Source organism: Marinibaculum pumilum (assembly GCF_042646425.1).
Classification (GTDB): domain Bacteria; phylum Pseudomonadota; class Alphaproteobacteria; order Ferrovibrionales; family Ferrovibrionaceae; genus Marinibaculum; species Marinibaculum pumilum.
This window is the reverse complement of the sequence record NZ_JBHRTR010000028.1, coordinates 78,904-97,974: the sequence shown is the minus strand read 5'-3', so window position 1 is coordinate 97,974 and position 19,071 is coordinate 78,904. Positions and strand designations below refer to the sequence as shown.

Here is a 19,071-nt window from a genome sequence, read left to right as displayed (position 1 = left end):
GCCCCCGCCGGGCCCCCGACGCGCGGCGGACAGGGACAAGGGATCCAGGAGGACAGGTGCGCGGCTATTTCGGTATCGGCGTCGAAGGGCTGAGCAAGGCGATGAACGCGGGCAACCTGTTCCGCACCGCCCATGCCTTCGGCGCCAGCTTCGTCTTCACGGTCAATGCCCGCTATTCGGTCACCAGCGGCAAGAGCGACACCAGCCGCACGCCGCTGCACGTGCCCTGGCATTCCTATGACAGCCCGGAGGCGCTGGCCCTGCCCGAGGGCTGCGAGCTTGTCGGCATCGAGTTCCTGGAGGAGGCGGCGGAGCTGCCGACCTTCCACCACCCGCAGCAGGCGGCCTATGTCCTGGGCCCGGAGCGCGGCAGCCTGTCGCCCGCCATGCTGGCGCGCTGCCGCCATGTGGTGCGGATCCCGACCCGGTTCTGCGTCAACCTGGGCACCGCCGGGGCGATCGTGATGTACGACCGGATGCTGACCCACGGCCGCTTCGCGGAGCGGCCGATTTCCAGCATCGCCGCGCCGGGCGAACGTGCGCCGCACGTGCATGGCGGCCCGCGGGTCCGCCGCCGGCTGCCCTGAGCGGCCCCGAAAGATCCCGCCGCCCGGCCTCACGGCTCTGCCCCGGTGCCGCCGCCGCCATCCGGTTCCGGCCCGGCCGGGCCTGCGAAATCCACCGCCTCACGCCTGAGGCGTGCGAGGGCCAGCCGCAGCCGCGACTTCACCGTGCCCAACGGCAGGTCGCGGCGATCGGCGATCTCGCGATGCGAGAGATCCTCGTAGAAGGCCAGCATGACAAGGTCCTGCTGCTCCTGAGGCAGGCCGGCGATGGCCGCCTTCAGGCGGACCCCTTCCTGCGCATCGCCCAGCGCCTCGTCCTGGCGCTTCGGCGGGTCAGGCACCAGCAGCGGGTCCTCCGGGTCGAATTCCGGGCGGTATTCCCGACGGTGCAGGTCGATTCGGCGGTTTCGCGCGATCGTGAACAGCCAGGTCGACGGCGAACTCTTCGCCGGATCGAAGCTGCCGGCCCGGCGCCAGACCGTCAGCATCACGTCCTGCACAAGTTCCTCCGCCGCCGCGTCGCTTGCGCCCAGGCGCATCAGATAGCCCTTCAGCCGCGGCGCGAAATGGGCGAACAGGCGCCCAAAGGCCGCACGGTCCTGCCGTTCGGCCACGGCGCGCAACATTTCGGCCTGTGCCTGGCGGTCCAGTTCGTCGGACGCAGCCCGTGTCTCGCTCATGCGGATGTTCTAGGCGATGCGGCCGGCCCTTGCCAGATGCCATGGCGCGGATGCCATGACATTGGCGGGCGCCTGTTCGCCCGGCCGGTCGCAACGGGCGACCGCCTGCAGGGTGGTAATCCGGCCGCGCGCCCGATATCTTCCGGCAATCCCTTGTCCCGGCACGCCCGTACCCTGTCCGATGCAGGTGTTGTCGGAACGTGCCGGCAGGGATGGCGGCAATCGGCGGCCAGCCGGGCCCGCCAGTGGTTCAAGACGATGCTCTCGGAGAGGCATCATGGGTGGAACGATGACGCTTGGTGTCGAGACGAAACGGCCTGCTCCCCCTGTCGCACGCGCTGCCGCGGGCCTGGCGGCCGGCCTGCTGCTCGCCGGCATGATTCTGGCCGGACCCGTCCTGGCCCAGCAGCCGGCGCCGAAGCGGCTCGGCAGCTTCCAGGACTGGACCGCCTACGAGTACCAGGAGGCGGGCGAGAAGGTCTGTTTCATCCTGTCGCGGCCGACCCGGAAGAACGGCGCGGAACGCAGCCGGGGCGACGCCTATGTGATGGTGACCTACCGCACGGCGGACAAGGTGCGCGACGAGGTCTCGGTGAATTTCGGCGCCACCCTGAAGGAGAAGAGCCAGGCACAGATGCAGATCGGTGGCACCAAGGTGCCGATGGTCACCGATCGCGACACCGCCTGGACCACCAATCCCGGCCAGGACAAGGTGGCGGTCGATGCCATGGTCCGCGGCGCCGACATGCAGATCAGCGCGGTGACCTCGAAGGGCACGCAGATCGACGATACCTATTCGCTGATGGGCGTCACCGCCGCCCGCAAGGCGATCACGGACGCCTGCCGCTAGGCGTCGCCCGATACCGAACCCCGCTGCGGGACGCCGCAGCCCTGCCCCCGGCATCCTGACGAGAAAGGGACCGGGGGGCTTGCGGCCGGACGCGGCCGCCCCAGATGGTTGCGCCATGACAATCGTTCCCGACATCCAGGTCCGTGCGGACCTGCCACCGGCGCCCGCAGGGCAGGGCCTGACCGATCTGGTCGGCCTGACCCGGCCCGAGCTGATGCAGGCACTGGCCGCCACTGTGGGCGCCGGCCAGCCGGACAAGTGGCTGCGCATGCGCGCCAACCAGCTGTGGCACTGGCTGTATTTCCGCGGCGCCACCAGCTTCGACGAGATGACCTCGATCTCCAAGGAGATGCGGTCCCGCCTGATGGAGCATTTCACCATCGGCCGGCCCGGCGCGAGCCAGACATTGCTGTCCAGCGACGGCACGCGGAAATGGCTGCTGCGCTTCGCCGACGGGCAGGAGGCGGAATGCGTCCACATCCCGGAGGAGGGTCGCGGCGCGCTCTGCATCTCCTCCCAGGTCGGCTGCATCCTGACCTGCCGGTTCTGCCATACCGGCACGCAGAAGCTGGTGCGCAACCTGACGGCGGGGGAGATCGTCGGCCAGATGCTGCTGGCGCGCGACACCCTGGACGAATGGCCCAGCCCGCGCGAGGGGCGGATGATCTCCAACATCGTCATGATGGGCATGGGCGAGCCGCTGTATAACTACGACAATGTCGCCCGCGCGCTGGAAATCGTGATGGACGGCGAGGGGATCTCGCTGTCGCGGCGGCGGATCACCCTGTCGACCGCCGGCGTGGTGCCGATGATGGAGCGCTGCGGGCGGGAGCTGGGTGTGAACCTGGCCGTCTCGCTGCATGCCGTCCGCGACGATATCCGCGACGAACTGGTGCCGATCAACCGGAAATATCCGATCGCCGAACTGCTGCAGGCCTGCCGCGACTATCCCGGTGCCAACAATGCGCGGCGCATCACCTTCGAATACGTGATGCTGCGCGACGTGAACGACAGCGTCGCGGACGCGAAGGAACTTGTGCGGCTGATCCGCGGGATCCCGGCCAAGGTGAACCTGATCCCGTTCAATCCCTGGCCCGGCGCGCCCTACGAATGCTCCACGGACGAGGCGATCCGCCGCTTCGCCAACGTGGTGCTGGACGCCGGCTATGCCTCGCCCGTGCGCACGCCGCGCGGCCGCGACATCATGGCCGCCTGCGGCCAGCTGAAATCCGCCAGCCAGCGCCTGTCGCGCCGGGAGCGGGAGGCGGCAGCCGCCAGCGCCTGACCGCAATCCGGTTGCGCGAGCGGCCCGCGGCAGGCTAGAAGCCGCCGCGGAACCGTTCCGACTGCGAGCTGAGGGGGATGAAGGGGATGACGCGTCCGCGCCGCGACGTGAAGAAGGTGGTGCTGGCCTATTCCGGCGGCCTGGACACCTCCGTGATCCTGAAATGGCTGCAGACCGAATATGGCTGCGAGGTCGTGACCTTCACCGCCGACCTGGGCCAGGGCGAGGAGCTGGGCCCGGCGCGCGAGAAGGCGGAGCGCGCCGGCGTGAAGCAGATCTTCATCGAGGACCTGCGCGAAACCTTCGTCGCCGACTATGTCTTCCCGATGTTCCGTGCCAATGCGCTGTACGAGGGGCTGTACCTGCTGGGCACCTCGATCGCGCGGCCGCTGATCGCCAAGCGCCAGATCGAGATCGCGGCCGAGACCGGCGCCGATGCGGTCGCCCATGGCGCCACCGGCAAGGGCAACGACCAGGTCCGCTTCGAGCTCAGCTATTACGCACTGAACCCGGAGATCAAGGTGATCGCGCCCTGGCGCGAATGGGAGCTGAATTCCCGCACCAAGCTGATCGCCTTCGCCGAGGCGCACCAGATCCAGATCGCCAAGGACAAGCGCGGCGAGGCGCCGTTCTCCGTCGACGCGAACCTGCTGCACATCTCCGCCGAGGGGAAGGTGCTGGAGGACCCCTGGGAGGAGGCGCCGGAATACGTCTATTCCCGCTCCGTCGCGCCGGAAGAGGCGCCGGACGAGCCGGAATACATCACTGTCGAGTTCGTGAAGGGCGATGCCGTCGCGGTGAACGGCGAGAAGCTCTCGCCGGCCGCCCTGCTGACAAAGCTGAACGAGCTGGGCGGGAAGCACGGCATCGGCCGGCTGGACCTGGTGGAGAACCGCTTCGTCGGCATGAAGAGCCGCGGCATCTACGAGACGCCGGGCGGCACCGTGCTGCTGGCGGCGCATCGCGGCATCGAGCAGCTGACCCTGGATCGTGGCGCGGCGCACCTGAAGGACGATCTGATGCCCCGCTATGCGGAGCTGATCTACAACGGCTTCTGGTTTTCGCCGGAGCGGGAGATGCTGCAGGCGCTGATCGACCGCAGCCAGGAACATGTCGAGGGCGAGGTGCGGCTGAAGCTGTACAAGGGCCGCGCCGACGTGGTCGGCCGCCGCTCGCCGAAATCGCTCTACTCGATGGCGCATGTCACCTTCGAGGAAGACGTGGTCTACGACCAGCGCGACGCCGAAGGCTTCATCAAGCTGAACGCCCTGCGCCTCCGCCTCGCCCAGCGCCGCGGGCGGAACTGAGGCGGGACATCCGTCGTGCCCGGCCTTGAGCCGGGCACCCATTCCGCCAGCCCTGCCGTCGCGCGGTACTCGTATGCACCTCTGCGCGGATGCCGACGTCTGCGGAATGGATGGTCGGCTCAAGGCCGGCCATGACGACGGGTGAAGACAGCCCCCTTCCCGCCACCACTCTCCCCGCGCTAGATTCAACCACAGCGGGTGGCGCGGCGAGGGGGAGACGATCATGGCGGAACAGGCCGAGGCGGCACCCGCGGCGGATCCGCTGGACGTGCTTGTGGTCGGCGCCGGCATTTCCGGCATCGGCGCGGCCTGGCACCTGAAGACGCAGTGCCCGGGCAAGACCTTCGCCGTGTTCGAGGCGCTGGACGGGATCGGCGGCACCTGGAAGATCCATACCTATCCCGGCATCCGCTCCGACAGCGACCTCTACACCTTCGGCTACCGCTTCAAGCCATGGACCGGGCCGCCGATCGCCACCGCCGACCAGATCCTGGCCTACATGAACGCGGTGATCGCGGAGAACGGCCTGGCGCCCTACCTGCATTTCCGCCACCGGATCCTGCAGGCCTCCTGGTCCTCCCGCGACCGGCTGTGGCGCGTGCGGGTGGACAGCCCGGACGGCGAACGGACGGTGCATGCCCGTTTCCTCTGGATGTGCCAGGGCTATTACGACCTGTCGAAGGGCCATACACCGGACTGGCCGGGCTTCGCCGATTTCGCGGGCATGGTGATCCACCCGCAGGACTGGCCGGCGGATGCGGATATCGACGGCAGGCGGGTGGTGGTGATCGGCTCCGGCGCGACGGCGGCAACCCTGGTGCCGGCGATCGCCGATCGCTGCGCCCATGTCACCATGCTGCAGCGCTCCCCCACCTATTTCGTCACCGGCCGCAATGCCAACGACCTGGCCGACGAGCTGCGCCGGCTGGAGATCGACGAGAGCTGGATCCACGAAATCATCCGCCGCAAGGTGCTGCGCGACCAGGCCGACTTCACCCGGCGGGCGGAAGCGGAGCCCGAAGCGGTGAAGAAGGAGTTGCTGATGGGCGTTCGCGCCTATCTGGGCAGGGATTTCGACATCGCCACCCATTTCACGCCGCGCTACCGGCCCTGGCAGCAGCGCATCGCCTTCATCCCCGACGGCGACCTGTTCCGCTGCGTCGCGGCGGGCAAGGCCAGTGTCGTCACCGACACCATCGAACGTTTCGAGCCGCAGGGCATACGCCTCGCCTCCGGCGACCGGCTGGAGGCCGATACGGTCGTGACGGCCACCGGCTTCAACCTGCGCTTCCTGGGCGACATTCCGTTCGACATCGACGGCGAGCCCGTGGCCTGGAACGAACGGCTGACCTATCGCGGGATGATGGTCGAGGATGTGCCGAACATGCTGTTCGTGTTCGGCTATTTCCGGGCCAGCTGGACCCTGCGGGTCGACCTGCTGGGCGACTTCGTAGCGCGGCTGCTGCGGCACATGGACGATATCGGCGCCGCCGAGATCCGCCCCGAGCCGCCCGCGGAGATGGCCGCCACCGAGCGCCTGCCCTGGATCGACGCGGAGAACTTCAACCCCGGCTACATGATGCGCGGCCAGGACCGGCTGCCCAGGCGCGGCCGCCAGCCGGACTGGCAGCACAACCAGGACTACTGGACGGAAAAGGACGAGATTCCCGCCATCGACCTGGACGGGCCCGGCCTGGTCTATCGCGACGCCGAGGGCCGGGTGCTGGGCAAGGACGCGGCAGCGGCCTGACCGACCTTCCGGCGGCCCCCCTGCCCTATGCCGCGTCCGGAACCTGCAGGCCGGCGCGGCGACAGGCGGCGTCCAGGGTATTGGCCAGCAGCACCGCGATGGTCATCGGCCCGACCCCGCCGGGCACCGGCGTGATCGCGCCGGCGCGCTGGACCGCGCTGTCATAGTGGACATCGCCGACCAGGCGCGTCTTCTGCGGGTCGTCGGGATTCGGCACCCGGTTCACGCCGACATCGATCACGGTGGCGCCGGGCTTGATCCAGTCGCCCTGGATCATTTCCGGCCGGCCGACGGCGGCGACGAGAATATCGGCGGTGCGGCACAGGACAGGCAGGCTGCGGGTGCGCGAATGGGCGATGGTCACCGTTGCATTGGCGGCCAGCAGCAGCTGCGCCATCGGCTTGCCGACGATGTTCGAGCGCCCGACCACCACCGCATGCAGCCCCGACAGGTCGCCCAGCCGGTCGCGCAGCAGCATCATGCAGCCGCGCGGCGTGCAGGGCACGAAACCCGGTGTGCCCAGGCCCAGCCGGCCGACATTGACCGGGTGGAAGCCGTCGACATCCTTGTCCGGGTCGATCGCCAGGATCACCGCCTGCGACGCGATCTGCTCGGGCAGCGGCAGCTGCACCAGGATGCCGTCCACCCCGGGATCGGCATTCAGCCGCGCCACCTCCGCCAGCAGGTCGGCCTGGCCGGTATCTGCGGGCAGGCGGATCTCGATGCTCTCGAAGCCCGCCTCCTCGGCCGCGCGGTGCTTGTTGCGGACATAGACCTGGCTGGCCGGATCCTCCCCCACCAGCACCACCGCGAGGGCAGGCTTGCGCCCCGCCGCGGCGGTGAACGCCGCGACCTGCTCCGCCACCCTTGCCCGCAGGCCCGCTGCGAAGGCCTTGCCGTCGATTCGTTCCGCCGTCATCCGCACCTCGTCATCCTGCTGCCATTCCCGTACCGGCCGGTTCAGGGCGCCTCGGCATCAGCCAGACCCAGCCGCCGGGCGACTTCCGGCGCGGTCAGGCCGGCCGCCGGATCCAGGCGCCAGATCTTGTTGCGATCCGTTTCGCCCGACAGCAGGTCCAGGCTGCCCGGCGCCACCTTCAAGGCACGGGCCAGGAGCCGTCGGACGGCTGCATTGGCCTTCCCCTTCTCCGGCACGGCGGTGACCCGCACCAGCAGCGCGGCACATCCCCGTCCGTCGACCCGCAGACCTGCCACGGCATCGCCACTGGCCTTCGGCACCACCCGCACGGCAATGCGCAGTCCGTCGCCGCCGCCCGTCACCGGGCCGGTCACGGAATCTTCGGCCATGGCCTGTCGCGGGCGTTGCGTCGCCAGCCGTCCCCGGTCGCGCGCCTAGTAGCCGATCGGCGCAGGCGCGAAGACCTCCCACAGCAGCTTCTGCACGAAATAGAGCAGCAGGATCAGCACGATCGGCGAGATGTCGATGCCGCCCAGGTTGGGCAGCACCGACCGGATCGGTCGCAGGACCGGTTCCGTGATCCGATAGAGGAAGTCGCCGATCATGTAGATCACGCGATTGTTGGTATTGATGACGTTGAACGCCACCAGCCAGCTGAGAATCGCCGAGGCGATGAGCAGCCAGATATAGATCTCGATGATCGTGCTGATCAGACTTAGTAGCGCGTACATGCGTCGGCCGGACCCTTCCCGCTGCCGGCACGGGCCGGAATGGCCGCGGACCGATTGGCAACCTGTCGCAGAAATAAAGGCAGTTGCCCTGCGCAAGCAAGCCCGGCTGCCGAACCGCACCGACGGCAGGACGGTCGCCCCCACCGCCGCACATGATAGCGCTTGACAGGGCCAGGGCTGCCCGCCCATATTCCTCGCCGCTTCGCGCCGCGGTCTTCCTTCCTTGAAGGGGGGCTGCGGCGTCCCCATTTCTGACCCCGGCTGTCGGGCCGAAAGGCCACCTGAACGGACGGTATCGGCGGTCGGAACGGGAACCAGAAGCCATCCCAGCCTTCCATACCTGCATCGCGCCGCCGGCGCGGAGCGCAGGCCGGTCGGGGCCGTAGCTCAGTTGGGAGAGCGCGTCGTTCGCAATGACGAGGTCAGGGGTTCGATTCCCCTCGGCTCCACCATTTTCCCCCTGTTTCCTGTCTTTGCCCTGTTTCCTGTCTTTGCCCTGTTTCCTGTCTTTGCCCTGTTTCCTGTCTTTGCCCTGTTTCCGGGGCGTTCATTCCCCACCGATCGTTGACTTCCATCTGCGCCGTCGCACCGTCTCCGGGGCGACTTCGTCCCGACACCGCGCATGAAAGGCAGCCGACATGATCAAGGTCCACCATCTGGGCATTTCGCAGTCCGAGCGCATCGTCTGGCTCTGCGAGGAACTGGAGCTGCCCTACGAGCTGGTGAAGTACGACCGCGATCCGGAGACCCGGCTGGCACCGGCCGCCTACAAGGCGCTGCACCCTTCCGGCATGGCGCCGGTGATCGAGGATGACGGGCTGGTGCTGGGCGAATCCGGCGCCATCGTGGACTACATTATCGCCCGTCATGGCGGCGGCCGGCTGGCGGTGCCCGCGGCGGCGCCGAACTTTCCCGACTACCTGTACTGGTATCACTTCGCCAACGGTTCGCTGGTGGCCAGCGGCATGTCCCTGCTGGTCGCCGGCATGCTGGGCGCCACGGCGGAGCAGCTCGGCCTGGTCGGCCGGCGCAGCGACACCGCCCACCAGATGCTGGAGGCACGGCTGGGGGAAGTGCCCTATCTGGCCGGTGCGGACTTCACCGCCGCCGACATCATGCTGGTCTTCGGCCTGACCACGATGCGGGTCTTCGTGCCGCGCGACCTGACGCCGTTCCCGAACATCCGCGCCTATCTGCAGCGCATCGGCGCGCGTCCGGCCTATGCCCGCGCCATGGCAAAAGGCGATCCGGGCTTCACCCCGCTACTCGTCTGAGGGCGGGTTGTCGCCGGGCCGGCCGGCGGCGTGGGACGACAGGGTGTCGACCAGCCGGGTGACGCTGTCGCGCAGCTGCACCACCTCTTCTGGCGTCAGACCCAGCCCGGCCCCCAGGGTCAGCGGCACATGTCGGGCGCGGGCGCGCAGGTCGCGGCCCTTCTGTGTCAGGTCGACCAGCACCCGGCGCTCGTCCTCCGCATCGCGGCGGCGGCCGACCAGGCCGGCCGCCTCCATGCGCTTCAGCAGAGGCGTCAGGGTGCCGCTGTCGAGGTGCAGGCGCGCGCCCAGGGTGCCGACGCTCTGCGGTGCGCCCTCCCACAGCACCAGCATCACCAGGTATTGCGGATAGGTCAGGCCGATTTCGGCCAGGACCGGCCGGTACAGCCGGGTCAGCAGGTTGGAGGCGGCGTAGAGCGGGAAGCAGACCTGCAGGTCCAGCTTCAGGAAATCCTCCTCCTCGTCCGCCATGCCGCCTCCATTTTCATTGCCGTGTCAGCGTGCCGCCACGTTCAGCGCGACATCGATATTACCTTTGACCGCGTTGGAATAGGGGCAGACGGAATGCGCGACCTGCACCAGCCGGTCGGCCGCGTCCTGATCGAGGCCGCCGATTTCGACGTCCAGCGCCACCGACAGGGTGAAGCCGCCGCTGCCGTTGGGCAGCAGGCCGACATCGGCGGTGACCGCTACATCGTCGTCCTTCAGGGGCAGCTTCTGCCCGCGGGCGACATGCAGCACCGCGTTCTCGAAACAGGCGGCATAGCCCGCGGCGAACAGCTGCTCCGGGTTCGTGGCACCGCCCTTGCCGCCCAGCGATACCGGCATCGCCAGGGACAGAGCCAGCAGGCCGTCCTCGCTCTTCACCGAACCGGCGCGACCACCGACCGCCATGACCCGGGTATTGTAGAGGCTGTTCATCGGTCTCTCCTGTCAGGGATGATCAACAGCCTCCTATTTAATTGCGTACAATTTAATTGCAAGCAATGACCCGTAAATCCTCCTTCCCGCCGGTCGCGGACGACCGGACCCGCCTGGTGGTGCTGGGCAGCCTTCCAGGCGATGCCTCCCTGCGGGCCGGGCGCTATTACGCCCATCCGCAGAACCAGTTCTGGCGGCTGATGGGGGCGGTGCTGGAGACCGAGCTGCAGGCGCTGGACTATCCGGACCGGCTGGCCGCCCTGCTGGCGCGCGGGGTCGGCCTCTGGGACGTGGCGGCGAGTGCCCGCCGCGAGGGCAGCAGCGATGCGGCGATCCGCGACCTGCAGGGCAACGACATCGCCGCCCTGCCCGACCGGCTGCCCGCCCTGCGGACGCTGGCCTTCAACGGCGGCACCGCGCACCGCCACGGCATGCGCCAGCTGGGCCCGGCGGCCGACCGGCTGGCCGCCATCGCCCTGCCCTCCTCCAGCCCGCTGCATACTGTGGGGCTTGCGGCGAAACTGCCGGCCTGGCTGGCCCTGCGCGCCTGGCTGGACTGAAGGCCGTCAGGCCCGGGCGGAGGTCAGGTCCGGGCGGCGATCACCGCGATCGGGCCGCCGCCATCCGGCCCCTGATGCTCCGCACCGCCGGAGACGAACAGCTCCGTCGTGCCGATCATCCCGGCCAGCACGCCGCCGACCAGGGCGCGGGCATGGCGGGTCGGGTTGATGTCGCTGTCGTCCCACATGATGTGGCGGGCGCCGCGGATGCCGCCGGCGCGCGGCGGCTCCGCCTTGGCGATCACGGCACGGATGCGGGCCCGGTCTTCCCCCGTCAGCTGGCCCCGGACCGGGGCGATGCCCAGGCGGTCCAGCACCTCGTGCATCGCGCCTGCGTCGATGCCGTCCTGCATCACGCCATGGGCGATCACCGCGTCGCCGCCCCAGCCGGTGCTGTTGCCGAGCACGATCAGTTCCGCATGGTCGATCTCGCTGCCGGCGGAGGTGCTGGCCCGTGCCGACCAGAGCCCGTGATCATGGTCGATCACGGCATCGGACAGCCCGTCTTCCGCCAGCTCTCCCAGGGCCACGGCAACGCCGAGGGCCGAGGCGCCGCGGGAGAAGCCCATCGAGGCGTAGGTGTCATCGGTACAGGTGTCGCGGCCGGCCTGCCGGGCGGCCTCGATCTTCGCCTGGGTCAGCAGCGGGCACTTGATCTGCACCAGGTGCACATCCTGCGGCCCGGCAATGGCGGCATCCGCCATCGCCCGGCGCACGGCACCGGCCGTCTCCCGCAGCTGCGCCATGCGCCCCAGCTCCCAGGGGGCGAAGGAGTGCGTCGTGGTCACGCCGATCGCCAGCGCCGCCCCGTCGGCGCCGGGCGGCGTGCCGTCCCGCCGCACGGCAATGACCAGGAAATGCGGCGACAGGCCGCCTTCGGTGCCGCCCGACATCACCATCGGCACATGGCCGGTCGCCGCCGGCGCCACGCCCAGGCGCGCCGCCAGCAGGCCCCGCAGCGCCATCGTCGCGTAGCCGCGGGTGAAGTCGTTGACGCAGCCATTGCCCTCCGTCTTCCCCAGCACGGCCACCACCTCCTCCGGCCGGATGCGGCCGGAATCGAACAGCGCCGCCACGCCGGAGGTGTCGGCGGGGTCGCGCATCGGCACCCGGAAGGTCAGGCAGGCGGGTTTCGGCATGGCTGGGTCCTTGCTGCAGGGCGGCGGCCGTTGCGCCAATGGGCATTGCGGCGGCCGGGGCGATTCCGGATCATGCCGGCATGCAGTCCCGACGCATGAGCCGACCGCGGGTCTTCGACTATATCGAGGCCGTGGCCCGGGCACGGTCGATCCGCCGGGCGGCGGAAGAGCTGAACACTGCCTCTTCCGCGGTGAACCGCATGATCCTGGACTATGAGCGCGAACTGGGCGCGCGCCTGTTCGAGCGCCATGCCCGCGGCGTGCGGCTGACCACGGCGGGCGAATATGTCCTGGCCCATATCCGGCGCACCGCCCATGACGAGGCGGCGCTGCGGGCCCAGATCGACGGCCTGCGCGGCATGCAGCGCGGCGAGGTCGCCATCGCCGCGGTGGAGGCCGCAGGCCCCTTCCTGGCCGCCGGGCTGGGTGCCTTCCACATGGAGCACCGGCTGATCTGCTACCGGGTCACCACCGCCGGCTCGGCCCAGGTGGTGGCAGCGGTTGAGCGGGAGGCGGCGGAGATCGGCCTTGCGCTGGCACCACCGCCGTCGCGCCTGGTCAACGTGCTGGCGAGCCGCCGGCACCGCCTGCATGCCTTCATGGCGGACGGACATCCGCTGGCCGACCGGCGCCGCCTGAAGCTGAGCGACTGCGTCGGCTTTCCGCTGGCGCTGGGCGATGCGGCGAGCGGCGGCCGCCGGGTCCTGGACCGGGCGTTCGAGGCGCTGCTGCTGGACAGCCGCCCCTTCCTGACATCCAACGCCTTCGCCCTGATGATCGAGACCACCCGTCATACCGACGCGATCTGCTTCCAGTTCCTGCCCGACGGCACCGATCCCGCACCGGCCCCGGACGGCGGCCTGCGCGCCGTGCCGGTGGAGGATGGCCGCCTGTCCCCGGTGGACCTGGCCCTGATCGTCCATGCGCGGCGTGCCCTGGCGCCGGCCGCCGCGCTGCTGGCCGACCGCCTGTCGGCCGGCCTGCGTGACGCGGCTACCGGCTGACCGCGGCGGCCGGTCACGCGGTGACAGGGTCCAGCCCGTAGGTCTTGCGCTGCATCTGCACCAGATGCTCGCCCGCGGTGCAGGGGTCGAAGCGCAGACCGTCGCCGATGCAGCCGTCCAGGATGTCGATCCTGGCGAAATGGCTCGGCTCGCCGAAGAAGATGATCGAATAGCGGTCGCGGCCGCCGGTATCGACCCGTACCCGGTGCATCGTCGACCGGTACAGGCCGTTGGTCATGCGGGTGATCATGTCGCCGATATTGACGACGAAGCTGCCGGGCAGCGGCGGTGCCGGCAGCCACCGCCCCGCCGCATCGCCGCTGTCGGGCGCCAGCACTTCCAGGCCGCCGACCTCATCCTGCAGCAGGAAGGTCAGCATCCCCCAGTCGGTATGGGCCCCGGCGCCCAGCTGGCCGGCCGCCTGCGCCGCGGTCGAGGGCGGGTAGTGCAGCAGCCGCAGGATCGACATCGGCTCGTCGTACATCGGATCGAAATGGTCCGCCGGCAGATCGAGTGCCATCGCCAGCAGCCGCATCATCTTCAGTTCCAGCGCCAGCAGTGCGTCGAAATAGGCCTGCATCTGCGGCTCGAAGCCCGGCAGGTCCGGCCACTGGTTGGGGCCGTAGTTGGGCACCCCGCGTGCGACGAAGGGATGGTCCGGACCCAGGTCGCGGGCCAGAAGGAAGCTTTCCTTCAGATCCGGCGGCGAGGCCGCGTCCAGGGTCTGGGCGCCCAGGCCCTCATAGCCGCGCATGCAGCCGGAATGGCGCAGGTGCAGCCGCTCCTTCGCCGCCTGCGGCTGGGCGAAGAAGCGCCGTGCCCAGTCGAGCTGCGCGGCGCAGAGGTCGGCCGGAATGCCGTGATTGACGATGTAGAAGAAGCCGGTGTCGCGGGCCACCCGGTCGAGCAGCCGGGCGATCCGCGCCGTACCCGCGGCATCGCCGGCGAGCAGCGGCGCCACGTCGATGACCGGGATCGCCGCCTGTTCCGTCGGCTCGTCTGGCATGTCGCACCCTCCTGCCGGCCCGGCGGCTGGACGCCGCCCTGCACCCGTTCCGGATGATCGCCGGCAGGGTGATGCCCCGCCAGAAGCAAAATGCGGCCTGGGCGATGCATTTCCGGCATCGCCCAGGCCGCGGCTTCGATCAGGCAGCGGTTTAGATCAGGCCGCGACCTCAGCCCCCGGTCTCAACCCGGGGAGCCGGGTTCCATCCGGCCGGGGTCCATCTGCCCGGGATCCAGACGCATCGGCGGGATCGCCTTCACGGTGCTGGCCTGCGGTCCGGCCGGGCTTTCGCCCTCCATCACCTCCAGTTCCACAGTCGCCTCTTCGGAGAGGTTGTCGAAGTCGGTGCCGACCACGCTGTTGCGGTGGAAATAGATTTCCCGCCCGTCGGTGGCGGCGATGAAGCCATGATCGGCAAACAGCCGTACCACGCGGCCCTGCAGCGGCCGGTTCAGGCTCTTCACCACGCCGCGCCGGCGACGGCCATATTCCTCCAGCTGCCGTTCCATCGCGTCGAAGGCGTCGCGGACCGCCAGCCCCGGCTTGAAATGGTCCTCCTGCGGACCCGGGTCATGGCTGACGACCAGTTCCTTCTCCGGCACCCGGACCTCGATCCGCACGTGATAGCCCAGGGCATGGGCCCGGCTTCGGTGCGGCACCTCAATCGCGACGCGGCAGCTCACGATCCGGTCGTGGAACCGGTGGAGCTTCGCCACCCGGTCGCGCACCTTCTGTTCAAGGGCCTCCGACTTCTCCAGGTTGTGGAAGGCGATCTCGAGGGGAACCTGCATCGCAGCACCTCCATGGACTGACTACGGACAGCGGACCGTGGTTCCGGACGGGCAGGCGGGCCCGTGGATCGGACGGCCCTATGGAGTCACATGGGGATGTCGGAGAACTGCCAACAGGGGTTGACGCCGCCGTCCGGCAGCCAGGGTCGCGGCTGGCTTCGAGCAAGGCAGAAACTGCGCCGATGCGGGTCAGCCGGCGCTGGTCCACCCAACGGGACGGCCCCGGCCAGCCGGCCGGCCGTTTGTGGCGGCGCTCTCACCCGCCAGGGCGGAGCGGATCGTGGCCTGCAGGACGTCGCGTTCGAACGGCTTGCCGACGCAGGCATCCATGCCGGCGGCGTAGTAATCCTCCACCTGATGGGCCATGACATTGGCGGTCAGCGCGACCACCGGCGTTCGCGCGGCGCCCCGCTCGGCCTCCCTGCGGCGCAGCGCCCGGGTGGCGTCGACGCCGTCCAGCACGGGCATGTGGACGTCCATCAGGACCAGGTCGAAGCCGCCCGCCTCCCAGGCCGCCAGGACCTTTTCGCCATCCTCCACGACCACGAGTTCGGCGCCGGTGGGGGCCAGCAGGGCCTGCAGGACCAGGGCATTGGTGTGGCTGTCCTCGCCGGCCAGGATGCGCACCGGCCGCACCGCGCCGTCGGCGGCGGGATCGGGCATCACCAGGCGCAGCGGCTGCGCGGGCGCAGCGCCGGTTTCGCGGGCCACGTCCGGCGCCCACTGCGCGGGAACCCAGAACGTGAAGCGGCTGCCTTCGCCCTCGCGGCTGTCGACCGCGATCTCGCCGCCCATCATCGTGACCAGCTGGCGGCAGATCGACAGGCCGAGCCCGGAGCCGCCGAAACGCCGGGTGGTGGTCGGGTCGGCCTGCTCGAAGGCCTGGAAGATATGCTCCAGCTTGTCAGGCGCGATCCCGATTCCGGTATCCGCCACCTCGAAACGAAGGATGGTCGATCCGTCCTCCCGGGCATCCGCATCGGAAGCTTCCGGGCCGGTCGCGTCGCACCAGGCCCGCACCGTCACCTCGCCGCTGCGGGTGAACTTCAGCGCGTTGGCCACCAGGTTCTGCAGGACTTGGCGCAGTCGGTTGGCGTCGGCAACGAAACGGCCGCGGGCCGAGGCATCGCAGGTGACCGAGAGGCGCAGCCCCTTGCGCCGCGCCTCGTCGGCATTGCCGGCCTCCAGCGCGCGCAGCAGCAGCGCCAGGTCGAAGGGGCGCGCATCCAGGGCCAGCTTGCCGGCCTCGATCCGGGACAGGTCGAGCACGTCGTCGATGATGTGCAGCAGTCCGTTGCCCGCCTCGCCGATCACCCGGACCATGCGCCGCTGCGCCGCCGACAGGCTGGTCTGCGCGAGGGCGGCGGCCATGCCCAGCACGCCGTTCAGCGGCGTCCGGATCTCGTGGCTCATATTCGCGAGGAAACGGCTCTTGGCCTCCGACGCCGCCAGGGCGTTCTGCGCCTCCTGCCGGTGGCGGTCCGCCAGCACGCGCAGTTCCTCCGCCTGCGCCGCGATATGGCGATGGCTCTCCTGCAGCGCCGCCTCGCTCTGCAGGCGGCGCAGAATCTCCGACCCGAATTGCAGGGTCATCACCCAGACGAACAGGAAGAAGATCGCGATCACGGCCGCCATCCAGAGATGGCCCGGCTGCGGATCGTGCAGGTAGTAGGCCAGCTGGCCCGCAAGGGTCGGCAGGGTGAAGGCGAACATCGCCGGCCGGTAGAGCGAAGAGGAGGCCGCCGCGCCGACGACCATCGTGGCGCCGATGATCGACGCGGAGGTCAGCGCCACGGTGCCGCTCTGCAGGTCGAAGGCGAAGGGCATCACGCCCCAGAGCAGGCCGGAGACCCCGGTCAGTGCCGCCGCCACGCGCCTGACCGCGGGCGCCGCCGTGCGTCCGCGCCGGATCGCCGCCAGGCATACGACCATCCGCACCAGGCCCGCCAGCAGGACCGCAGCGAACCAGAGCAGGGCGGCGTCGGGACTGGCCTGCGCCCAGACGATCGGCACCAGCAGGCCGCCGACGACGACCTGGAACGGTGCCGCGCGCAGGCTGTTGCCGACATAGATCCGCCAGCGCTGCGCGTCGGGATCCTGTCGCGCCCCGTCGGGCGACGGCGGCCCCTCCGCTGCGGTCCGGCCGCTCAAGGACGTTCCGCCCCGGCAGCCGGGCGGTCGCATGCCGCGCCACCCGACGGGAGCGCTGTGCGCAGCGCAGCCACCAGGCTGTCCCGGTCGATCGGCTTGGCGATCGTCGCGTCCATCCCGGCGGCGACATAGTCAGCCACCTGATGGGCCATCACATTGGCCGTAAGGGCGATCACCGGCACCCGCGGCCGCCCCGTCGCCGCCTCCCTTCGCCGCAGCTCCCGGGTCGCCTCCAGCCCGTCGAGCACGGGCATGCGCGCATCCATCAGCACGGCATCGTGCGGCGCGTCTCGGGCCCAGCCGCGCTCCCAGGCGTCGAGCAGTTCGGCGCCGTCGGCCACCAAGGTCAGTTCCGCGCCGGTCGACGCCAGCAGCGCGCGCAGCACCATCTGGTTGGTCAGGCTGTCCTCCGCCGCCAGGATCCGTGCGGGGCGGAGATCCGCCTCGTTTCCGGCGCCGGGTCCGGCCGGCCGTACAGGCACGACGAGGGTAGCACCGCCGCCGCCGTCGCGTGCCGCCGCCGGCGGCTCCGCCGGCGCGGGCGGCGCATCGATCCGGAACCGGAACAGCGAGCCGCTGCCGGGCGCACTCTCGACCTCGATCTGCCCGCCCATCATGCCGACCAGCTGGCGGCAGATCGCAAGCCCAAGTCCGGTGCCGCCGCGGCGCAGGTTCTCGCCGCCATCGACCTGCTCGAACAGTTCGAAGATGCGGTCCTGCTGGTCCCGCGGGATGCCGACGCCGCTGTCACGGACCTCGAACTGAAGCGGGTCGCCGGCGGTACCGGACGAGCGGGACACCGCGACCACGATCTCTCCCTGGCTGGTGAAGTTGAGCGCATTCGACAGCAGGTTGCGCAGCACCTGCCGCAGCCGCACGGGGTCGCCCGTGACCCTGCCGGCCAGTTCCGGCGGAAGGTCGAGCCGCATCGACAGGCCCTTGCGCCGCGCCGCAGCCGCATAGCTGGACATCACGCCCTCGAGCAGAATGCCCAGGTCGAAGGGCCGCCGCTCCAGGGTCAGCTTGCCGGCCTCGATCTTCGCCAGGTCCAGGATATCGTCGATCAGGCGCAGCAGTTCACGCCCGGACTGGTCGATCACCCCGACCATCTCCTGCTGCCGCAGCGACAGGGCGGTCTGGGTCAGGCCCGTCGCCATGCCGAGCACGCCGTTCAGCGGTGTGCGGATCTCGTGGCTCATGTTCGCCAGGAACTGGCTTTTCGCCCGCGACGCGGTCTCCGCCCGTTCCGCTTCGAGGCGGTAGCGATCGGCAAGGTCGGCCATGTCGGCCGCCTGCCGCTCGAGGCGCTGCAGCATCGCCCGCTCCGCGTCCTGGCTGCGAAGACGGCGCAGGATTTCCTTGCGGTAGCGGTCGGACATCGCCCAGCAGTAGAGGAACACCGTCGCGACGGCGAGGCCGAGCCAGGAATTTGCCAGCAGCTCCTGTTCCAGACTGAAGGCGATCTGCGCGACCACCACCGGCAGTGTGTAGGCCGCCAGCGCCCAGCGCGAGGGCGCGAGCGACAGCGCCCCGGTCACCACGACGCCGCCGCCGATGATGGTGAGCACGGTCAGTTCGGTGGTGTCGGCGGGCAGGGCGAACAGGTAGGGCAGGGCGCCCCAGCAGAAGCCGGTGAGGCCGGCCAGAACCGCGGTCGCGACCTCGAAGCCGACGCGGTCGGTATGTCCCCGCCGCAGGGCATGGATGCCGGCCGCGGCCCGCGCGAGGCTGGCCACGATCAGCACCGCCGCCCAGCCGATGATGACGTAGTAGGGGGTCGTCTGCCCGGCCAGGAGGCCGACGATGATGGCCCCCGGCACGTTGAAGACCGCGCCGCGGGACGAGGTCTCGGCAAGGGTCCGGCGCAGCTCCGCCCGGATCCGTTCCGGCGCGATGAAACCGGGATCCCTCCCGAAATCGTCGCGCCCGACGGCACCACCGGCCGGTACGGCAACCGGCCGATCGGCAAAGGCAGCGGTCCCGGACTCGCCCCCGGACTTGCCCCCGGACTTGCCGGTTTCGGTGGCCACCCCTGACATGCGTCTCCCTGCCGCAAGCGCGCGCTGCGCCGGGCAAGGGCAGCCCGACGGCCGGCAGGGGCAGTCTAACCGTTTGTGCCGCAGCGGACAGCCCGGTC

Annotated in this window: 19 protein-coding genes and 1 tRNA gene; 9 read left to right on the top strand and 11 right to left on the bottom strand. The window is 70.0% G+C overall.

Annotated features, from left to right (window positions below; genetic code table 11):
- Window positions 1–56: 56 nt before the first annotated feature.
- Window positions 57–587, top strand: coding sequence for an RNA methyltransferase (locus ACFOGJ_RS13175; protein WP_379901073.1), 531 nt, complete (start codon window positions 57–59; stop codon window positions 585–587).
- Window positions 588–616: 29 nt separating this feature from the next.
- On the opposite strand, the gene ACFOGJ_RS13170 is transcribed toward ACFOGJ_RS13175, so the two are convergent.
- Window positions 617–1,246, bottom strand: a complete 630-nt coding sequence (locus ACFOGJ_RS13170) for a sigma-70 family RNA polymerase sigma factor (protein ID WP_379901072.1) — start codon at window positions 1,244–1,246, stop codon at window positions 617–619.
- 277 nt (window positions 1,247–1,523) lie between these two features.
- Here ACFOGJ_RS13170 and ACFOGJ_RS13165 point away from each other — a divergent pair, with 277 nt between their 5' ends.
- The 4 genes from ACFOGJ_RS13165 (at window position 1,524) to ACFOGJ_RS13150 (ending at window position 6,438) form a co-directional block, all read left to right on the top strand.
- Window positions 1,524–2,096 carry an invasion associated locus B family protein gene (locus ACFOGJ_RS13165; protein ID WP_379901070.1) on the top strand — a complete coding sequence of 191 codons (573 nt, stop codon included), beginning with the start codon at window positions 1,524–1,526 and terminating at the stop codon, window positions 2,094–2,096.
- Between the two features lie 115 nt (window positions 2,097–2,211).
- On the top strand, window positions 2,212–3,381 hold the full coding sequence (rlmN, locus tag ACFOGJ_RS13160) for a 23S rRNA (adenine(2503)-C(2))-methyltransferase RlmN (RefSeq protein ID WP_379901068.1): 1,170 nt from the start codon (window positions 2,212–2,214) through the stop codon (window positions 3,379–3,381).
- A gap of 86 nt (window positions 3,382–3,467) precedes the next feature.
- Complete coding sequence (locus ACFOGJ_RS13155; protein ID WP_379901066.1) at window positions 3,468–4,688, top strand: argininosuccinate synthase; 1,221 nt, start codon at window positions 3,468–3,470, stop codon at window positions 4,686–4,688.
- A 223-nt stretch (window positions 4,689–4,911) separates the two neighbouring features.
- Complete coding sequence (locus ACFOGJ_RS13150; RefSeq protein ID WP_379901064.1) at window positions 4,912–6,438, top strand: flavin-containing monooxygenase; 1,527 nt, start codon at window positions 4,912–4,914, stop codon at window positions 6,436–6,438.
- A gap of 25 nt (window positions 6,439–6,463) precedes the next feature.
- Here ACFOGJ_RS13150 and folD read toward each other — a convergent pair whose 3' ends face one another.
- From folD to ACFOGJ_RS13135, 3 genes are read right to left on the bottom strand one after another with little or no spacing between them, the layout of a single operon-like run.
- Window positions 6,464–7,357 (bottom strand): bifunctional methylenetetrahydrofolate dehydrogenase/methenyltetrahydrofolate cyclohydrolase FolD, encoded by an 894-nt coding sequence (folD, locus tag ACFOGJ_RS13145; protein ID WP_379901062.1) that lies wholly within the window; start codon window positions 7,355–7,357, stop codon window positions 6,464–6,466.
- Window positions 7,358–7,398: 41 nt separating this feature from the next.
- Entirely contained in the window at window positions 7,399–7,746 is a 348-nt protein-coding gene (locus ACFOGJ_RS13140) for a DUF167 domain-containing protein (RefSeq protein ID WP_379901060.1), read from the bottom strand.
- Between the two features lie 45 nt (window positions 7,747–7,791).
- Window positions 7,792–8,088 carry a YggT family protein gene (locus tag ACFOGJ_RS13135; protein ID WP_379901058.1) on the bottom strand — a complete coding sequence of 99 codons (297 nt, stop codon included), beginning with the start codon at window positions 8,086–8,088 and terminating at the stop codon, window positions 7,792–7,794.
- 376 nt (window positions 8,089–8,464) lie between these two features.
- Here ACFOGJ_RS13135 and ACFOGJ_RS13130 point away from each other — a divergent pair.
- A tRNA-Ala gene (locus ACFOGJ_RS13130) sits at window positions 8,465–8,540 on the top strand.
- 186 nt (window positions 8,541–8,726) lie between these two features.
- Window positions 8,727–9,362: a glutathione S-transferase family protein gene (locus tag ACFOGJ_RS13125; protein ID WP_379901056.1), complete on the top strand. Its 636-nt coding sequence runs from the start codon at window positions 8,727–8,729 to the stop codon at window positions 9,360–9,362.
- Here ACFOGJ_RS13125 and ACFOGJ_RS13120 read toward each other — a convergent pair.
- Both ACFOGJ_RS13120 and ACFOGJ_RS13115 read right to left on the bottom strand, forming a co-directional pair.
- A complete protein-coding gene (locus tag ACFOGJ_RS13120) occupies window positions 9,351–9,833 on the bottom strand; it encodes a MarR family winged helix-turn-helix transcriptional regulator (protein ID WP_379901054.1) in 483 nt (160 codons plus the stop codon). The genes ACFOGJ_RS13125 and ACFOGJ_RS13120 overlap by 12 nt on opposite strands.
- A gap of 24 nt (window positions 9,834–9,857) precedes the next feature.
- Window positions 9,858–10,283: an organic hydroperoxide resistance protein gene (locus ACFOGJ_RS13115; RefSeq protein WP_379901052.1), complete on the bottom strand. Its 426-nt coding sequence runs from the start codon at window positions 10,281–10,283 to the stop codon at window positions 9,858–9,860.
- Window positions 10,284–10,348: 65 nt separating this feature from the next.
- On the opposite strand from ACFOGJ_RS13115, the gene ACFOGJ_RS13110 reads away from it, so the two are divergent.
- Complete coding sequence (locus ACFOGJ_RS13110) at window positions 10,349–10,843, top strand: DNA-deoxyinosine glycosylase (RefSeq protein ID WP_379901050.1); 495 nt, start codon at window positions 10,349–10,351, stop codon at window positions 10,841–10,843.
- Window positions 10,844–10,866: 23 nt separating this feature from the next.
- On the opposite strand, the gene atzD is transcribed toward ACFOGJ_RS13110, so the two are convergent.
- The gene (gene atzD / locus ACFOGJ_RS13105; RefSeq protein ID WP_379901048.1) at window positions 10,867–11,982 is read right to left on the bottom strand and encodes a cyanuric acid amidohydrolase; all 1,116 of its coding nucleotides are present in this window, start codon (window positions 11,980–11,982) and stop codon (window positions 10,867–10,869) included.
- 95 nt (window positions 11,983–12,077) lie between these two features.
- On the opposite strand from atzD, the gene ACFOGJ_RS13100 reads away from it, so the two are divergent.
- Window positions 12,078–12,986: a LysR family transcriptional regulator gene (locus tag ACFOGJ_RS13100; RefSeq protein WP_379901046.1), complete on the top strand. Its 909-nt coding sequence runs from the start codon at window positions 12,078–12,080 to the stop codon at window positions 12,984–12,986.
- A gap of 13 nt (window positions 12,987–12,999) precedes the next feature.
- On the opposite strand, the gene ACFOGJ_RS13095 is transcribed toward ACFOGJ_RS13100, so the two are convergent.
- From ACFOGJ_RS13095 to ACFOGJ_RS13080, 4 genes are all read right to left on the bottom strand, one after another.
- Window positions 13,000–13,992 (bottom strand): isopenicillin N synthase family dioxygenase, encoded by a 993-nt coding sequence (locus tag ACFOGJ_RS13095; RefSeq protein ID WP_379901044.1) that lies wholly within the window; start codon window positions 13,990–13,992, stop codon window positions 13,000–13,002.
- Between the two features lie 182 nt (window positions 13,993–14,174).
- A complete protein-coding gene (locus tag ACFOGJ_RS13090; protein WP_379901042.1) occupies window positions 14,175–14,783 on the bottom strand; it encodes an HPF/RaiA family ribosome-associated protein in 609 nt (202 codons plus the stop codon).
- Window positions 14,784–14,972: 189 nt separating this feature from the next.
- Window positions 14,973–16,934 (bottom strand): ATP-binding protein, encoded by a 1,962-nt coding sequence (locus tag ACFOGJ_RS13085; protein WP_379901040.1) that lies wholly within the window; start codon window positions 16,932–16,934, stop codon window positions 14,973–14,975.
- Window positions 16,931–18,973: an ATP-binding protein gene (locus ACFOGJ_RS13080; protein ID WP_379901038.1), complete on the bottom strand. Its 2,043-nt coding sequence runs from the start codon at window positions 18,971–18,973 to the stop codon at window positions 16,931–16,933. The genes ACFOGJ_RS13085 and ACFOGJ_RS13080 overlap by 4 nt, the downstream gene beginning before the upstream one ends.
- Window positions 18,974–19,071 lie beyond the last annotated feature (98 nt).

What these genes read in the sequence shown, in the direction of transcription:
- ACFOGJ_RS13080 (WP_379901038.1), bottom strand. Translation starts at nt 18,973, where the DNA reads ATGTCAGGGGTGGCCACCGAAACCGGCAAGTCCGGGGGCAAGTCCGGG.
- ACFOGJ_RS13110 (WP_379901050.1), top strand. Translation starts at nt 10,349, where the DNA reads ATGACCCGTAAATCCTCCTTCCCGCCGGTCGCGGACGACCGGACCCGC.
- ACFOGJ_RS13135 (WP_379901058.1), bottom strand. Translation starts at nt 8,088, where the DNA reads ATGTACGCGCTACTAAGTCTGATCAGCACGATCATCGAGATCTATATC.
- ACFOGJ_RS13170 (WP_379901072.1), bottom strand. Translation starts at nt 1,246, where the DNA reads ATGAGCGAGACACGGGCTGCGTCCGACGAACTGGACCGCCAGGCACAG.
- folD (WP_379901062.1), bottom strand. Translation starts at nt 7,357, where the DNA reads ATGACGGCGGAACGAATCGACGGCAAGGCCTTCGCAGCGGGCCTGCGG.
- ACFOGJ_RS13120 (WP_379901054.1), bottom strand. Translation starts at nt 9,833, where the DNA reads ATGGCGGACGAGGAGGAGGATTTCCTGAAGCTGGACCTGCAGGTCTGC.
- ACFOGJ_RS13115 (WP_379901052.1), bottom strand. Translation starts at nt 10,283, where the DNA reads ATGAACAGCCTCTACAATACCCGGGTCATGGCGGTCGGTGGTCGCGCC.
- ACFOGJ_RS13100 (WP_379901046.1), top strand. Translation starts at nt 12,078, where the DNA reads ATGAGCCGACCGCGGGTCTTCGACTATATCGAGGCCGTGGCCCGGGCA.
- ACFOGJ_RS13165 (WP_379901070.1), top strand. Translation starts at nt 1,524, where the DNA reads ATGGGTGGAACGATGACGCTTGGTGTCGAGACGAAACGGCCTGCTCCC.
- ACFOGJ_RS13150 (WP_379901064.1), top strand. Translation starts at nt 4,912, where the DNA reads ATGGCGGAACAGGCCGAGGCGGCACCCGCGGCGGATCCGCTGGACGTG.
- ACFOGJ_RS13140 (WP_379901060.1), bottom strand. Translation starts at nt 7,746, where the DNA reads ATGGCCGAAGATTCCGTGACCGGCCCGGTGACGGGCGGCGGCGACGGA.
- atzD (WP_379901048.1), bottom strand. Translation starts at nt 11,982, where the DNA reads ATGCCGAAACCCGCCTGCCTGACCTTCCGGGTGCCGATGCGCGACCCC.
- ACFOGJ_RS13095 (WP_379901044.1), bottom strand. Translation starts at nt 13,992, where the DNA reads ATGCCAGACGAGCCGACGGAACAGGCGGCGATCCCGGTCATCGACGTG.
- ACFOGJ_RS13155 (WP_379901066.1), top strand. Translation starts at nt 3,468, where the DNA reads ATGACGCGTCCGCGCCGCGACGTGAAGAAGGTGGTGCTGGCCTATTCC.
- ACFOGJ_RS13090 (WP_379901042.1), bottom strand. Translation starts at nt 14,783, where the DNA reads ATGCAGGTTCCCCTCGAGATCGCCTTCCACAACCTGGAGAAGTCGGAG.
- ACFOGJ_RS13125 (WP_379901056.1), top strand. Translation starts at nt 8,727, where the DNA reads ATGATCAAGGTCCACCATCTGGGCATTTCGCAGTCCGAGCGCATCGTC.
- rlmN (WP_379901068.1), top strand. Translation starts at nt 2,212, where the DNA reads ATGACAATCGTTCCCGACATCCAGGTCCGTGCGGACCTGCCACCGGCG.